At 64.7% G+C, this 16,128-nt stretch carries 14 protein-coding genes; 8 read left to right on the forward strand and 6 right to left on the reverse strand.

Going from position 1 to position 16,128, the window contains the following annotated elements; genetic code table 11:
* Positions 1 to 35: 35 nt before the first annotated feature.
* From flgA to AruPA_RS10280, 3 genes are read right to left on the reverse strand one after another with little or no spacing between them, the layout of a single operon-like run.
* On the reverse strand, positions 36 to 1,064 hold the full coding sequence (gene flgA / locus AruPA_RS10270) for a flagellar basal body P-ring formation chaperone FlgA (protein ID WP_265636588.1): 1,029 nt from the start codon (positions 1,062 to 1,064) through the stop codon (positions 36 to 38).
* A gap of 16 nt (positions 1,065 to 1,080) precedes the next feature.
* Positions 1,081 to 1,863, reverse strand: coding sequence for a flagellar basal-body rod protein FlgG (flgG, locus tag AruPA_RS10275; RefSeq protein WP_265636589.1), 783 nt, complete (start codon positions 1,861 to 1,863; stop codon positions 1,081 to 1,083).
* 26 nt (positions 1,864 to 1,889) lie between these two features.
* Entirely contained in the window at positions 1,890 to 2,633 is a 744-nt protein-coding gene (locus AruPA_RS10280) for a flagellar hook-basal body complex protein (protein WP_265636590.1), read from the reverse strand.
* Positions 2,634 to 2,920: 287 nt separating this feature from the next.
* On the opposite strand from AruPA_RS10280, the gene AruPA_RS10285 reads away from it, so the two are divergent.
* From AruPA_RS10285 to AruPA_RS10315, 7 genes are all read left to right on the forward strand, one after another.
* Positions 2,921 to 3,481 (forward strand): ImuA family protein, encoded by a 561-nt coding sequence (locus tag AruPA_RS10285; protein ID WP_265636591.1) that lies wholly within the window; start codon positions 2,921 to 2,923, stop codon positions 3,479 to 3,481.
* Positions 3,399 to 4,700, forward strand: a complete 1,302-nt coding sequence (locus AruPA_RS10290; RefSeq protein WP_265636592.1) for a DNA polymerase Y family protein — start codon at positions 3,399 to 3,401, stop codon at positions 4,698 to 4,700. The genes AruPA_RS10285 and AruPA_RS10290 overlap by 83 nt, the downstream gene beginning before the upstream one ends.
* Positions 4,700 to 7,906 (forward strand): error-prone DNA polymerase, encoded by a 3,207-nt coding sequence (locus AruPA_RS10295; protein ID WP_265636593.1) that lies wholly within the window; start codon positions 4,700 to 4,702, stop codon positions 7,904 to 7,906. Before AruPA_RS10290 ends, AruPA_RS10295 begins: the two co-directional genes overlap by 1 nt.
* A 72-nt stretch (positions 7,907 to 7,978) precedes the next feature.
* On the forward strand, positions 7,979 to 8,491 hold the full coding sequence (locus AruPA_RS10300; RefSeq protein ID WP_265636594.1) for a flagellar basal body-associated FliL family protein: 513 nt from the start codon (positions 7,979 to 7,981) through the stop codon (positions 8,489 to 8,491).
* Between the two features lie 60 nt (positions 8,492 to 8,551).
* A complete protein-coding gene (locus AruPA_RS10305; RefSeq protein ID WP_265636595.1) occupies positions 8,552 to 9,001 on the forward strand; it encodes a hypothetical protein in 450 nt (149 codons plus the stop codon).
* Positions 8,991 to 9,749 (forward strand): MotE family protein, encoded by a 759-nt coding sequence (locus tag AruPA_RS10310; protein WP_265636596.1) that lies wholly within the window; start codon positions 8,991 to 8,993, stop codon positions 9,747 to 9,749. Before AruPA_RS10305 ends, AruPA_RS10310 begins: the two co-directional genes overlap by 11 nt.
* A complete protein-coding gene (locus AruPA_RS10315; RefSeq protein WP_265636597.1) occupies positions 9,746 to 12,139 on the forward strand; it encodes a hypothetical protein in 2,394 nt (797 codons plus the stop codon). The genes AruPA_RS10310 and AruPA_RS10315 overlap by 4 nt, the downstream gene beginning before the upstream one ends.
* Here AruPA_RS10315 and AruPA_RS10320 read toward each other — a convergent pair.
* The gene (locus tag AruPA_RS10320; RefSeq protein ID WP_265636598.1) at positions 12,124 to 12,855 is read right to left on the reverse strand and encodes a tRNA1(Val) (adenine(37)-N6)-methyltransferase; all 732 of its coding nucleotides are present in this window, start codon (positions 12,853 to 12,855) and stop codon (positions 12,124 to 12,126) included. The two genes, AruPA_RS10315 and AruPA_RS10320, sit on opposite strands and share 16 nt — an antisense overlap.
* Positions 12,852 to 13,058, reverse strand: a complete 207-nt coding sequence (locus AruPA_RS10325) for a DUF2007 domain-containing protein (RefSeq protein WP_265636599.1) — start codon at positions 13,056 to 13,058, stop codon at positions 12,852 to 12,854. The genes AruPA_RS10320 and AruPA_RS10325 overlap by 4 nt, the downstream gene beginning before the upstream one ends.
* A gap of 98 nt (positions 13,059 to 13,156) precedes the next feature.
* Here AruPA_RS10325 and AruPA_RS10330 point away from each other — a divergent pair, with 98 nt between their 5' ends.
* Positions 13,157 to 14,212 (forward strand): polyprenyl synthetase family protein, encoded by a 1,056-nt coding sequence (locus AruPA_RS10330; RefSeq protein WP_408858591.1) that lies wholly within the window; start codon positions 13,157 to 13,159, stop codon positions 14,210 to 14,212.
* Between the two features lie 9 nt (positions 14,213 to 14,221).
* On the opposite strand, the gene AruPA_RS10335 is transcribed toward AruPA_RS10330, so the two are convergent.
* Positions 14,222 to 16,105 (reverse strand): diguanylate cyclase, encoded by a 1,884-nt coding sequence (locus AruPA_RS10335; RefSeq protein WP_265636600.1) that lies wholly within the window; start codon positions 16,103 to 16,105, stop codon positions 14,222 to 14,224.
* Between the last annotated feature and the right edge of the window lie 23 nt (positions 16,106 to 16,128).

Below are 16,128 nucleotides of genomic sequence, written 5' to 3' on the forward strand. Positions count from 1 at the left end.
ATGACGGCCGCCCCGGTGATGGATCGCATCACGTCTCACGGTTGACGCCCCGCCAGATCGTAATACCGATTGGCATTATCGCTCCGGGTCGGCATGCTGCCCGGCAGCACATGCGCATGGTCCGGCCCATCGATGACGGCCTGGACGATTTCGTGGGACGACGGGTTGATCACCGGGATCACATGGCCCGATCCGCCCGCCTCCAGGGCGACGCCCTGTGCGGTGACTTCAAGCCCGGGCATGTCCACCGCCAGGCTTACCGTGGCGCCGCGCGCGACCAGGATCGGATCGGCGATCATACGGCGCGACAACGGCATTCCTTTGAGGATCGACTGATCGACCTGCATGCCGATGACGCGCGAAAGCGTCCTGATCGCGTCGCGCGGGTCATCGTCCTGCGCCACCCAGGTCAGCCGTACGTCACTGTCGTTCAGTATGTCGCCGCGGGTCAGATCGTGGGTTGCGATCACCCGTTGGGCTTCGGGTTTCGCAACACCGCCGATCGTGGTGCTGATTGTCTCCATCTGGGGCGCCGCGATGTGGGCAATCGCGCGGAACGCCCCGGTATTGTGATCGAAAACCATTTGATCGATCGAAATGTCCGGCTGCGAATTGGGCGGCACCATCGGGAATTGTTCGCCTTCGAGGTTGATCGCCAGATGACCGGCCGCACCCGCCTGCCGCAGGGCCCGCCGTACCGCGGCGACGATCCGATCATGCCCGATCGGTGAGCCAGGTCGTTCGATCGAAACGGATGGATCGGAATCGCCGGGAAACCAGGCAACGCCGTATCGCAGCGCGATCGCCGCCAGTTGTCGGCTGCCGACCACGATCCGCGCCCCGGGGAGCGGTGCCGGCCCCAGGACCGCATCCGCGTTGATTCCGGCGTGATGAAACAGATCTTTCAACTCGACGACGGGCCGGTCGATCAACACCAGCGTGCGGGGCAGCGGCGGGGAGGGAGCGGCGGCTATCGATAACGGGTGTTCAGGCGATTGCGCCGTGGCTGCAGGTGCGCCGGCAGACATCGCGATTAACAGCAGGATCGTTGCGCGTCGGATCAACCGGGGTGTCATGTCATCACAACTGCGTCAGCGTGTTCAACATCTGGTTCGACGTCGTGATCACCTTGCTGTTCATCTCGTAGGCGCGCTGGGCCGTGATCAGGTCGGTGATTTCGCTGACGACATTGACGTTCGAGTTTTCCACGAAACCCTGCTGGACCGAGCCGAAACCGGGCGAACTCGGCACCGCCGTCACCGGCGAGCCGGATGCCGCGGTCTGGATGAACAGATTGCCGCCCTGTGCTTCGAGCCCCGCATCGTTCGGGAAGGCCGCGAGCTGGAGCTGGCCGACGGTTTGCGGCGCCGTCTGCCCCGACAGGCTGACCTGCACCTGCCCCGACGCGTTGATCGTCACGTTGGTGGCATTGGACGGGATCTGGATGCCCGGCTGCACGATATAACCATCGGCCGTCACGATTTCACCGCTCGGCGACAGGCCGAACGTGCCATCCCGCGTATAGGCCGTCTGACCGGATGGCAGCGTGACCTGAAACCACCCGTTCCCCGAAATGGCGAGATCGAGCGAATTATTGGTCTGCTGCAGATTGCCTTGCTGATCGATGCGATAGATCGCCGCCGTCTTGACGCCGAGACCGATCTGGGTGCCGGAAGGCACGATCGTGCCGGCATCCGAACTGTTCGAACCGGCGCGCCGCAGATCCTGATACAGCAGGTCCTGAAACTCGACCCGCTGGCGTTGATATCCGGTCGTGGTCATGTTGGCGATGTTGTTGGCGATGACTTCAACATTGGTCTGCTGAGCCTGCATGCCGGTTGCCGCGATATCGAGAGCGCGCATTCATGATCTCCAAAAAAGCGTAAAAATTAGCTGGTGGTCGCGCCGAGAATCTTGCTGATCGCCGACTGATCGCGCGCTCTTTCCGCCGTGACGAATTGTGCGATCATGCGGAAATTCTGACTGGCCTCGATCATTTTGGTGATTTCGACGATGGGCTGAACATTCGAACCCTCGAGCGCGCCTTGCACGATACCAGGCGTCGCACTCGGCACGGGTGGCACCGTCGTTTGAAACAGATTGCCCCCCGAGGCCTTGAGCGTTTGCGGGTCGGGAACGGTCACGACGCCGACCTGACCGATGATGCCCTGCGCCGTGCTGATCGTGCCATCCGCCGCGATCGTCAGTGTGCCGCTTTGTGGGGGGACGGTGATCGGCTGGCCTCCGGGGTCAAGCAGCGCATCGCCCGAGGCATTGGCGATCGTGCCGTTCGGTAACAGGCCGAACCGGCCGTCGCGGGTCAGGCGCGGGCCATTGGCGGTCGCCACCGTGAAATAGCCGCCGCCCGGCAACGCCAGATCGAGCGGGTTGCCGGTCTGGTGCACGGGGCCCGGCCTGGCATCGCGCCACGTGCCGACGGCTTGGGTGTATGACAATTTCGATCCGCCCGGCGGCGCGGTGACGCCGCGCATTCGATCGATCCAGGCGGCGGATTCGAGGTGGGTGGCCTCGTAGCCCGGTGTCGCCACGTTGGCGATGTTGTTGGCGATCACGTCCACCGTGCGGGACGCGGTAATCATGCGCGAAAGAATGATACTGGTTGTATTGTCCATCAGCCCTGTCACCGTTTTGGGGACGTATCGTGTCGTTCGTCTGAGACGGATCATGACGATGAAAACTTAAGAATCACCTAAAGCGCCCTATGTTTTTTTGCCGTGTAGATATCCGCGGTCGATCCGGCGCGCGCCCTTGACTCCTGCAAAAACTAGAACAAAATAAGAACATGGTACACCGCTCTCCATCAATGATCCGACCCGGGCGCGATCGGTCCGGCGCTCAGGACACGGATGATGCCGCGTCGAGCCCTGATCCCGCTCGGCGTTTCCCAATGGAGTCCTTCATGCGTGGCGCCGTGCACGACATTGCCGGCGGCGATGCCGTTTTGGGATTTGCGGTGGTGTGCCTGGCCGGCACGGTCGGCGTGCCGATCCTGTGGACCGGCTGCCGGCTCGATCTGTATCCGCCCGGTCTGGCCTGGTGCGCGCTCGACCCCGCGCGGGTGATCCTGGCTGAAACGCCGCATGAATGTGAACGGCTGGGCGCACTCGAAATCGCGCTGCGCGGCGGCATGCACGGGGTTGCGATGGTCGAGACCGTGTCCCGCCTCGCCGCACGCCGCTTGTCCCTGGCGGCTCGCAGCGGCGGGGGGATCGGCCTGATCCTGCGTCAGCGCAGTGCCAGCGACTCAACCGCCTTCGCCGCCCGATGGCGCATCAGTACGGCACGCTCCGGGCCGGATGGCGCGGCGCGCTGGTACGCGCAATTGCTCTACGCACGGGGCATGCCCCCGGGTGTTTTTATGGTCGAGGTCGATCGCCATGCATCGCCGCCTGCTCTCGTTATGGTTCCCCGGCATCACCCGACCGCCGGACCCGGCGCATGGCGACAGCGGGCCGGATGAACCCGATCTGTATGCGCTCGCTTTATGGTGCCAGGCTTTCACGCCGCTCACCGCGGTCGATCCGCCCGATGGCGTCCTGCTCGATATCACCGGCTGCGCGCATCTGTTCGGTGGCGAGGCCGGGTTGCGGGCGAGGCTTGCCGCACTCTGGCCACAGGCAAGGCTCGCAATCGCCGATACCGCCGCCGCCGCCTGGGCGCTGGCGCGCTATGGCCAGGCTGATACGCAGCCCCTCGCCGGGTTGCCGCTCGCGGCCCTGCGCGTCCCCGATGGCATGATCGCGCGGCTGCGCCGGCTCGGTATCAGGCGGATCGGTGAGTTGGCTGCATTGTCGCGCGGCGAGATCAGGGCGGGGTTCGGCGCCGATCTGTCGCTCAGGCTCGATCGTCTGTTCGGGCGTGCACCGGAAGCGATGCTGTTCCTGAGCGCGCCGGCGTCGTACCGGGAGGTCGAATATCACGCCGAACCCTTGCTGGCGGCAGAGCAATTGCAGGCGGCGCTGGCGCGGCTCGCGCATAAACTATGCGCGGGCCTGGCGGCGGCCGACCTGGGCCTGGTCGGCCTGAAAACCGGGTTTCACCGCATCGATGCCCGCGTGATCGAGGAGCGCATCGGGTTTGCCGCACCGACGCGTGATGCGCACCATGTCATTCGCCTGTTGTGCGAGCGCCTGCAGGCCGTGGACCCCGGCTTTGGCGTCGAAGCCATCGTGCTTTCCGCCGAAACCGCCCCGCTGGCGATGACCCAGCCCGAACTCGGCGGTGCCGCCGCCCCGCATCACGCGCGCACGATCGACCGGTTGATGCGTCGCGTCCGCCTGTCCCGGTTCGCGCCGGATCAGACGCATATCCCGGAATTCGCCGCACACCGCGTGCCGGTCACCACGCCGGAATCGCAGTGGTCCGCCCCCAGCCATCCCCGCCCGCTGCGCCTGTTCGAACGGCCGGAACCGATCGCGGTGATCGCGCCGGTGCCCGACGATCCACCCCGCATGATGCAGTGGCGCGGCGGGAGCCATCGGGTGGTCCGCGCAACCGGGCCCGAGCGCATCGCGCGTGACTGGTGGCGTCATGATCCGCCGGCCGTCCGCCCGGAAGCGGAGCGGGTACGCGATTATTACGTGATCGAAGACGAGGCCGGCCAGCGCTTCTGGGTGTTCCGCGCCGGGCTGCACGCGGGCGAGGCCGCACCGCGGTGGTTCATCCACGGGCTGTTCTGATGCTCTACGCCGAACTCGCCGCCGCCAGCGCCTTCAGCTTTCTCGAAGGCGCCTCATCCCCGGAGGAACTGGTCGATCAGGCCAAGGCGCTCGGTCTCGCGGCGATCGGCATCGCTGACCGCAACAGCGTCGCGGGCGTGGTGCGCGCCTATCGGGCCGCACGGGGCGCCGATCTGCGTCTGCTGGTGGGAGCGCGGCTCTGCTTTGCCGATGCGCCGGACATCCTCTGCTACCCCGAACATCGCGCCGCCTGGGGGCGGCTGTGCCGGTTGCTCAGCCTTGGCAAATCGCGCGCGAAAAAAGGCGAATGCCGCCTGTTCGCCGCCGATCTGGCCGGAAACGCCACGGGCCAGCGCCTCATTATGATGCCGCCCGATCGGCTCGACGATAGGTTCGCGGCCCAGTGCCACCGGCTCGCGGCCGATTTTCCCGGCCGCATCCATCTCGCCGCGCGCCGCCGCTATGCGCCGGACGATGCCGCCCATCTTGCCGCTCTGGCACGCCTCGCCGCCGCGGCGCGGATCGGGTTGATCGCGGTGAACGATGTGCTGTACCACGCGCCGCACCGCCGGCCCCTGCAGGATGTGCTGCGCTGCATCCGCCTCGGCTGCACGATCGAACAGGCCGGCACCAGGCTGGAGCCGCATGGCGAGCGCCACCTCAAGCCCGCCGCTGAAATGACCCGCCTGTTTCGCGGCCACGCGGCGGCGATCGCGGCCCAGGCCGAGGTGCTCGATGCGGTGCGTTTCACGCTCGATGAACTGCGCTACGACTATCCCGATGAGCCAATTCCGCCCGGTGTGACGCCGGATGCCCATCTGGCCGCACTCGCCTGGGCAGGCGCCGCCGCGCGCTACCCGGCCGGCATTCCTGAAAAAATCCGCGCCACCATCGCCCGCGAACTCGTGCTGATCGCCCAACTCGACTACGCGCGCTATTTCCTGACGGTGCACGATATCGTCGCCTACGCGCGCAGCCAGGGCATTCTCTGCCAGGGGCGCGGCTCGGCGGCTAATTCGGCGGTGTGCTACGCGCTCGGCATCACCGCGGTCGATCCCGCCGAGATCGACCTGCTGTTCGAGCGGTTCGTCTCGGCCGAACGGCGCGAACCGCCGGATATCGATGTCGATTTCGAACATGAACGCCGTGAGGAGGTGGTTCAATATATATATCGCCGCTACGGCCGCGAAAACGCGGCAATCGCCGCAACCGTCATTCATTACCGGCCGCGCAGCGCGATTCGCGAAGTCGGCAAGGTACTCGGGCTGCCCGAGCCGGCGCTCGCCGCGCTGGCGGCGCAAAGCTGGAATCCCGGCGATGAGCTCTGGCCCGATGAGCGGGTGATCGAGGCCGGGCTCGATCCCGCGGCGGCCAAGGTCCGCCGCACGATCGAGCTTGCGCGCGATCTGGTGAATCTGCCGCGCCATCTGTCCCAGCATGTCGGCGGTTTCATCCTGACGCGTGACCGGCTGGACGAGACCGTCCCGATCGGGCCCGCTGGCATGCCGGGCCGCAGTTTCATCGAGTGGGACAAGGACGATATCGATGCGCTGGGCATGATGAAGGTCGATATCCTGGCGCTCGGCATGCTCACCTGCATTCGCAAATGCTTTGCCATGCTGGGCATTCCCGGCCTCGCGGACGTGCCGCGCGAGGATGCGCGGGTTTACGACATGCTGTGCACCGGCGATTCCATCGGCGTGTTCCAGGTGGAAAGCCGCGCGCAGATGAACATGCTGCCGCGGCTGAAGCCCCGGGCGTTCTACGATCTGGTCATCGAGGTCGCGATCGTTCGGCCCGGCCCGATCCAGGGTGACATGGTGCATCCCTATCTGCGCCGCCGCCAGGGGTTGGAAGATCACGAATTACCAGGGCCGCACCCGCAGTACGGTCACCCCGACGAACTCAGGCGCGTGCTCGGCCGCACCCTCGGCGTGCCCCTGTTTCAGGAACAGGCGATGCGGATCGCCATCGAGGCGGCCAAATTCACGCCCGAGGAAGCCAATGCCCTGCGCCGCGCGATGGCGACGTTCCGCAACATCGGCACGATCCACAAATTCCAGGCGCAGATGGTCGAAGGCATGGTCGCGCGCGGCTATGAGCGCGATTTCGCCGAACGCTGCTTCAAGCAGATCGAAGGCTTCGGCACCTACGGGTTTCCCGAAAGCCATGCCGCGAGCTTTGCCCATCTGGTCTATGTCTCGGCCTGGCTGAAATGCCATCATCCGGCCGAATTCGCGGCCGCTCTGCTGAATTCGCAGCCGATGGGCTTCTACGCCCCTGCGCAGATCGTGCGCGATGCGCGCGCGCACGGCGTTGCGGTGCGCGCCGCCGATATCAACGCGAGCGATTGGGATTGCACGATCGAGCATGGTGCCCTCCGGCTGGGTCTGCGGCTGATCGATGGTTTTCATGCCGATTGGGCGCAGCAGATCATCGCCGGGCGCGGCGAAGGCTACGCCACACCGGCCGATCTGCAACGCCTGCCGCGCCCCGCCCTCGACAAACTCGCCGATGCCGGTGCCTTGCGGAGCCTGGGGTTCGATCGTCGCACCTCCCTTTGGCGCGTCGGCGTGATGGAAGACGAGGTCTTGCCCTTATTCACCGATGCGCCGCACAGCAGCGTCACGCCCGCCCTGCCGCCGATGAGCGCGGGTGAACACGTCACCGCGGATTACCGCATCACCGGCCTGTCGCTGCGCGCCCACCCGATGGCGCTGCTGCGGCACAAACCAGCGCTCGCCGATGCGCGCCCCTGTGCTGATACGGCGACCGCGGCCGATCATTCGCGCATCGATCTGGCCGGCGTCGTGGTCGTGCGCCAGCGCCCCGGCAGCGCCAAGGGTACCGTGTTCATCACGATCGAGGATGAAACCGGCATCGCCAACCTGATCGTCTGGCCGGCGCATGTCCTGACCTATCGCGCCGTCATCATCGGCGCCGCGCTGATCCGCGCGCGGGGCAGGGTGCAGCGCAGCGCTGAAGGTGTGGTGCATGTCGTGGTCGAGTCGCTGGCTGATCTGTCGGACCTGATCGGCACGCTCGACCTGCCGCGCGCCCGCGCCGATGAAATGCCGCCACCCGAGCCCGCACGCCGCGCAACCGTCGACAATTCCCCTCATGCCCGTCCGGGAGGCGCGCCCCATGCCCGTCCCGGACATCCCCGTCATCAGCGGATCATACGCAAGAGCCGTGATTTTCACTGACCCTGATCGTCATCATAATCATTTGTTAATCATCCTCCGCCATAATCCGCTCGAAGGATGTGAGGACGAAAAATGGCTAAATCTCCGACGAGCACGAAACCCCAAGAGTCCGAGCCTGGCACAACCGGTGAGGCTGATGCTGCGGCGACCCCGAAAAAGCGCTCGAAACTGCTGTTGTTCGGCATTCCCGCGGCGGTCCTGTTGCTGATCGGCGGCGGGCTCTGGTTCAGCGGTATTCTTCCGCATCTTCTGCATGGCCATAAGCCGGTCGTTGCAACGGGGCCGGTATTCATCAAGATTCCTGAAATCGTCGCCAATCTGAACGTGCCGTCCGGTCAGGATTCCTACGCCAAGCTGGAAGCGACCCTCGAATTATCCAGCAAGGCGTCGGTGTCCCAGGTGCAGCACGACATGCCGCGCATCATCGATGTGTTTCAGACCTATCTGCGCGCGATGCGTCCGAGCGAACTACGCGGCGCCTCCGGCACCTATCGATTGCGCGAAGCGTTGATCGACCGTGTGCGAATCGCGGTGTCACCCAACGTGGTCCGCAACGTCCTGTTCGAAGAACTGATCGTGCAATGATTGGCCGCTCCCGCTTCCTGATTTGATTTTCAACCAGACAACTCTCAACGGCAGGCGAAAATGATCGAAATATTCACCCATTATATTGGCTTGCTGAGCTGGCTTTTTCAAATTACCTTCTTTTGCGCTCTCCTGGTCTCACTGACTTACGCACGCCGCCTCGATCGCTTGCTGCGGCAGGTTCGGAGCGATCATGCCCTCCTGCAGTCGGCATTGCCACAGGTCGATCTGGCTCTGACGAAAGCCGCGGCTGCGACCGATCGTCTGATGCATGATCTGCGCCGTACCGAAACCGCGCTCGGTGAAGCAACCGAGTCCGGCGAAGCCATCACCCGGAAACTGGACGATTCCATCAGCCGCGCGGTTCAACTCCTGGCATCGCCTCCCAAACACACACCGCCTCCCGAGGTTGCGCACCAACCCGCCCCTGCGGTCACGCCCCGCACACCCGCAGGTTCAAAAAGCCGGGCCGAGCGCGATCTGGCGAGGATGTTGATTGATGCCACGTGATAAAATAGCCGATGAGGAGTCGTTAATCCGCACCGAAGGGCACGATCTCCGGCAATCAAGGTCGCTGCGATTTCTGCCCGGTCTCATCGTCCTGCTGATTGGGGTGATTGCGCTGAAGACGGCGACGCTGATCGAAATTTCCTTCGCTCAGGCTGCGCCTACGGCGCCGCCGGCCACTGCTGCCGCACCGCCATCCGCAGGCGCGGCTCAGGCATCAGCGAAACAGTCATCGGCGCGGTATCGACCCGTGAGCAACTGGACCGATCGCCCGCCGCCGCCGCCGATGTGCCGTCCGGACCCGGTGAGCGAGGCCGGTGAGACCAAAATTCTCCTGCATCTTAAGGCGCGTGAAGTGGCATTGGCCGCACGTGCCAAGGCTCTCGACCAGGAACAACTGCAGCTCGATGCAACCAAGGCCGCGCTGGCGCGTCAGGTCGCTGCCCTGAAACCGCTGGCGGCGCGGCTCGAAGCGATGAACACCGCACAGCACAGGGCGGACGAGGCAAAATGGGCATCGCTGGTCGCCACCTACGGCGCGATGGACCCACGCAGCGCGGCGCGCATTTTCGACGGACTCGATCCGACAATCGTTTTCCATGTCCTGAAGCATATGAATAACCGTAAATCGGCCGCTATTCTTGCGGGCATGTCGCCGGCCACCGCGCAGGCGATCACGGAACGCCTCGCTGGCAGCCCGGTACAAGCCATACAGCCGGCCAATGCATTGCTGCCGGATGGCGCGCCATGAGCCGCCGATCCTTCTCGTCGTTCCGGGCATGCTGGGTACTCGTGATCGGGTTGATATCGACCACCCTGGCTGGCCGGCCGGCTCTCGCGCAGACGACAAGCGATCCGTCCTATTGGTTTCGTGTCCTCCTGCCGCCGAATCTGGTCCCGTCGCAGATCGGCCACGCGAGCTTCCGGCTTGGCTCAAATGACATTCTGATCTTTGCGGCCGACTTACCGGTCGAACTCGGGGCCCTGCAGGAGATCACCAAGATCCAGACCGCCGCCGTCCATCATCTGCCGAATGCCACGATCCTGACGATCCCCTTGCCGGCGGGGCAGGTCCTCAATGTGGTCCCGGCACAGAATTCGTTCCACGTCGTTCTGGGCAAACTGCAGGGCACCAAAGCGATCAATCCGTCCTACGCTCATGGGCACATCGTCTTCCCGACCGCTGCGCCGGGTGCGGTCATTACGGTTGCGCTGCCCGATCGAAGTGAGCCCTTGCTGGTTGGTACGGTTATGAATAATGCAGCGCTGGGGCTCGATCTGCAGGGGCCGGGTTATGCGACGATCCCGGCCGTCAGCGGCGTCGTCGTTGCCGCGTCGTCGGACGATCTGGCGATGTCTGCCGATCATGCCGGCTTCGTCCTGGCATCGAGCGATCCGGCCGCCCCGCTGGCGGTCGGCAATCCGCCGGTTTCAGGCACTCTCACGGCTTCGCCAGATCACATCGGGGGGCTCGATCTGCCGCATGGCACGATCCAGGCGCTGCGGGCGCGGATGGAACAGGCGCAACGCCGTGTTGCCGCGGCACCGCCATTGGCGCGCCGCGCTCAATCGTTGCGGCTCGCACGCGTGTTGCTCTCCCTCGGTCTTGGTCCCGAGGCAGAGGGCGTCTTGGTCGATATGCTCCGCAGTGATCCTGCCGCCGCCGATGACCCGCAGCGGCTCGCTCTGCTTGCGGTTGCAAGCGTGCTAGCTCACCGGCCTCTGCCGCACGCGGCGGCAACGTCACCGCCGGCGTTGGCCACACCGACGGACCGACTTTGGCGTGGACTTGCACGCGCCGAGCAGGGCGATGTGATCAAGGCTGCGCCCATGATCACACCCGGATTGCCGCGCCTGATCGCGGCACCGGTATTGCTCCGGCACGAGGTGGCGCCGCTCACCGCTGAAACACTGATCGCGGCCGGGGACGTCGCGCCGGCTAAAACCCTGCTCGAAGCCATGCCGCACGACCGCAATCTGGCTCTCGCGCGGGCCGAACTACGCGAGTCCGAACATCACCCGCACGCGGCCTTGCGCGCCTATCATGCGCTGCTCGACAGTCCAGACCAACGGACGGCGGGCATCGCCCGGTATCGATGGATCATGCTGCGGGTTCAACTCCATCAGATCGATGCCCGCACCGCCGCCGCGTCGCTCGGACGGCACGTCTATGAATGGCGCGCGCCGCGTCATGAGCTCAACGTCCGAATCGCGATGGCGCGCCTGTCGGCCACCGCCGGCCAGTGGCCGCAGGCTTTCGCCGATCTGGGGCGGGCTAGTCACCTGTTTCCCGGCCAGACCTCAAAAATCCTGTCGGTCCGCCAGGAATTGTTCAAGGAAATGATCGCATCGCACGCGTTGAAGACATTATCGCCGCTGGCCGCCGTCACTGTCATCAACGAGAACCTCGACCTTGTCCCGCCTGGTGATGCCGGGGTGCCGATCCTCGGTATACTGTCCGATCGGCTGATCGCGTTGGGACTGCCGGATCAGGCTGCGGGCGTCCTGCGCCAGCTCATCGCGCATTCATCCGACGACGAGACGCGGGCGCATGCAGGCTATGTCCTTGCCGGTCTGGAACTTACGGCGCATCACCTCGCCAAGGCCCAGGCCGCGCTGACTGCAACCGAATTTCCCGATATCAGCGCGCCGCTTGCTTCATCGCGTGCACTGCTTGCAACTGAAATCGCAGCGCGCGACGGTGCTGGCCCCGATCTGACTTCCTTGACGCGCTCGCCCGATCCATCTGCCGTCCGGGTCGCAACCCAGGTCGCGGCTAAGCGGCACGATTGGCCGGCGCTCGAACAAGCGGAGCGAAAACTCGCCGCGGTCACGGTTCCGGCGACAGGCCCGCTTGATCACAAACAAGCGCAGACCATTTTGCAATGGGCCGTTGCGGCGTCTCATCTCAAAGATGGCTCAACTTTGGCGCAGCTGCGCCAGGCATACCAGTCGCGCCTGCCGGCGGGCCGGGCGGCGGACCTGTTCGCAACGATAACTGGGTCTCCCTTGCCGGCGCAGACCGGCCTGTCACAGGCGCTGGCTCAGATTGCGGCAATCGAACGGGTGGGAGCCACTGTCGCGGCGAAACCACACGCCGTGAAACCACCGGGCAAGTCAGCCGGTCAGTCGGAAAAATGATCTGAAAGCCCGGCGCCATCGCGCAGGATCGCCTCTGCCCCGGGCGTGAAGCCGTTATCGTCATGGAGGATCAGGCCCGGTTGCAGCGTCACCGGACCGCGCGCCTGTTTTTTCGATTGAATGATGACCAGTTTGGCAGCCCGACCGCGCCGCGGCCAGAACGGTACGATCCGGCAGGCCCCGAACCCCGCCCGGGTCATGGCGACGAGACACTGATCGATCGACCCTGCCGGCAGAATAAAGGTCAACGTCCCATGAAACCTGACGACCGTACCCAGCGCTGCGGCCCAATCAGCCAATAATCCGCCGCCAGCGCGGTGAGCGGTGCGACGTCCCGCATCGGGCGAGGGTGTATCGAGCAGCGAACGCCAGGGCGGGTTCGCAAAGGCGTGATCGAACGGCTGGCTGATGGGCAGGCGGATGACGTCGGCCGCCACCGCGTGCAATGCCGTCATCGCGTTGATCCGGAAATTATCGGCCGCAAGCGCGGCAAGGCCGGGGTCGCGCTCGATCCCGATCCCTTCGAGCCCGCTAACCCGGTAGCCGAGGCAGAGCAGACCAGCGCCGGCGCCAGTGCCGGCTTCGATGACGCGCTGCCCCGCGCGGGCCGGGATCATGGCGGCCAGAAGCACCGGCTCGAGCCCGCTTCGATGCCCGCGTGCCGTCTGCCGATACTGCAGTTTGCCGCCAAGCAGTGTTCCCGCCGTGTAGGTCACGCTTCGCCCGCTTCCTGCAGCACGCGCCTTGCCTGCGCGGCCTCATCCACGGCGACGGCGATCCGGCGCGGGAACATGCCGATGTTACCCTCGGTGGCGGCGATATTCTGGTCCAGCATCACCGGCGAAAGTCCGGCATCGCGCAGGAGTGCCATCAGAAAACTGAGCCGTATCGTGTCGTTCGATGCGATGATCACTTCCATGCTGCGGTTCGTGCTCCCTGAGTTGCGTCGCGCGCCGGCGCCCGCTCGCCTTGACCCTCGATGATCGAGGCCGATATGCTGTAGCGATCGTCGATAACATGACAAGGTTGAAACCGCCTGTGGATGGTCTGCTGACTTCAGAGCCCGATGCCGTCACGACCAGCGCCCCGGCCGGGGGCGATGCGCTGCAGCGGCTCGCGTCATTGCTCGCGGGCGATCTGGCCGCCACCAACGCCGCGATCATCGCGCGCATGGCCAGCGAGGTCGAACTGATCCCCCAACTGGCCGCACATCTCATTGCAGCCGGCGGCAAGCGATTGCGGCCATTGCTGACCTTGGCATCGGCCCGCCTCTGCGGCTACCGGGGCGAGCGTCACGTGCGGCTCGCCGCATGTGTTGAGTTCATCCATACCGCGACTTTGCTGCATGACGACGTGGTCGATGAAAGTGATCTCCGGCGCGGCCTTGCGAGTGCCAATGCCGTATTCGGCAACAAGGCCTCGGTCCTGGTTGGCGATTTCCTGTTCGCCCGCGCGTTCGAATTGATGGTGGCGGACGGATCGCTCGAAGTCCTGCGCATCCTGTGCAACGCCTCCGCCACGATTGCCGAGGGTGAGGTTCTGCAGCTATCGACTCAGAACGATCTGGGTACCGATATCCCGCGCTATTTCAAGGTGATCGAAGGTAAAACCGCCGCATTGTTCGCCGCCGCGTGCGAGGTCGGCGCGGTCGTGGCGCAGCGCGATGCCGCGACCTGTGCCGCGCTATCGGCGTATGGTTCGGCTCTGGGCATGGCGTTCCAACTGATCGATGACGCGCTGGATTACGCGGCTGACCAGGATGAGCTCGGCAAGACGGTGGGTGATGACTTCCGCGAAGGCAAGCTGACCTATCCGGTCCTGATCGCCTATGCCGATGGCGATGCTCAGGAAAGACGGTTCTGGCAGCGCACCATCGAAGCCGGCGATCAGAGCGATGCAGACTTAAAGACGGCGTTCGACCTGATCGCCCGGCACGACGCCATCGGCCGTACCATTGCGCGGGCCCAGGCCTTCGCGCTCGATGCAAAGGCGGCGCTCGCGCCGTTGCCGGACGATCCGGTCCGCGGTCTGATGATGGAAGCGGCCGATTATGCGGTATCACGCCGTCGTTGAAGCGTCAGCCTAGGTCGCGATCACGATGCTCCCCCGGCGTGCCTTTGCCCGGTAGAGTGCCTTGTCGGCGCGCTCGATGAAAATCTGCGGTGTTAAAATTGAATTCGGGCATAGGCAATCGATCCCGACGCTTACCGTCAGAAAACCGCAGGGCGATTTTTCATGAACGATCTGCAGGTCCCGGACGCCATCCCTGATCCGTTCGGCGACCGCCCTTGCACCACTTAAAAACGTGCCGGGTAGAATAACGGCAAACTCCTCGCCCCCGATCCGGCTTGCCAGATCAGCCGGCCGCAGCGCACCGGTCCCGACGATCGTCGCAAGTTGTTGCAGCGCGATGTCGCCCGTCGGATGGCCATACGCATCGTTATAGGCTTTGAACAGGTCGACATCGATCAGAATGAGGGCAATGTCGAGTTGTTCGCGCAGCGCGCGGCGCCATTCCTTGTCGAGATGATCGTTGAAGCGCCGGCGATTGGCGAGTCCGGTGAGAGGATCGGTATTGGCCAGGAGATCGAGGCGGATCAGATCCGCCTTGCGGCGGTCATCCTCGGCACGGCGGCTCGAAATATCGCGCACGACGCTGACGACTTCGACACGCTGACCGGATTGTCCCGCCGCGATCCGGGTTTTGACCTCGGTCCAGATCGGGCCGCCGCTCCCATTCGGCTGCAATCGAAGTTCAGTGGTAACTTCGGGAGTGCCGTCGCACAGGGTGGCTAAGGAACGTCGGACCGATGTCTTGTCTTCCGGATGGATCAGATCGAACGCCGACCGGCCGGCAAGCGCGTTGTTGGCGATGCCGAGTAGCCGCGCTGCCGCCGGCGATGCATACAAGATCGTGCCGTCCTGCAGAGTGACGAGAATGGTATCGGCCGAGACATCCGCCAGGAGTTTGTAATGCGCGGCACGGGCGATGATTGCGGCCTTCTGGCGGCGCAATTGGGCAATCATCCGTGCATGCCGTTCAAACGATAGGGCAATCGGGATGGATGACAGAAAACTCGCGCCGATCAGCGATTGCAGGATCAGGATGCGCGCTGCGATACTGTCCGGTTCCAACGCAATGATCGGACCATGTCCGGCAGCCGTCCGCCACAGGGCAAAAACCGCCAGACCGGTCACGCCGACGCACGAAACTTCAAAACCGGCGACCATGCCCAGAAAGGCGAACAGCAACGGCATGAAAAATAACGGCGTAGGGCTGCTTTGCTGCAAGACCGCGGTCAACAAGACGAGACAGATTGCCAACGCCAAAATTGCGCTCAAGCGTCGATTCGCGCGGCACCAGTGTCGGTGCGTCCGGTCAAGCAGGACCATGGTGCCAGCCGTGAAAATCAGATTCCCCAGCGCGTGGGACGCAAACCAGACAAGCCATGCCGCGCCGTAATGATCCGTGCCAACAGACGGGCCGATGGCGGCACCGACAGCGGCCCCGAGGGCCGGCCCGACAACACCGATGGCGAACGTGAGCTTGAGCAGGCCATTCAGCCGCCGCAATCGCGGCCTGGCCCCCAGTGGCAACCAGGCGATCACTGCGGCACTGGCAATTTCGATGGTGTTTGCCCCGGCCCATGAGAAAGACGTTAGCCAAGCCGCGCCGGCTGCCAGGCTGGCAAACACGACGCCCGCAGCACTCGCGGTCATGATCGCGGCGGGGAGGCGCCATTCAGTTGGCTGGCGTATCAACAATAACGCGAGCGGCAGCGCATTCGCCGGCCAGCACGCTGGCACGCGGTCACCGAAGCGGCACGCAAACAGGCTGATCGCGGTCAGTGCTGCGACGGTGACCGCAACGGCGAGCAATGCCCCGGCCGTTCCCGCACGCCGCCGGTTGTCTTGGCCACCGGTGTCGCTGTGCAGCAGCGGATCCAGCCAACCGAGCCTTACCACAGCCGAGGCCGGCGCAATCGCTT

The sequence above is a fragment of the Acidiphilium sp. PA genome (genome assembly GCF_026191915.1).
Classification (GTDB): domain Bacteria; phylum Pseudomonadota; class Alphaproteobacteria; order Acetobacterales; family Acetobacteraceae; genus Acidiphilium.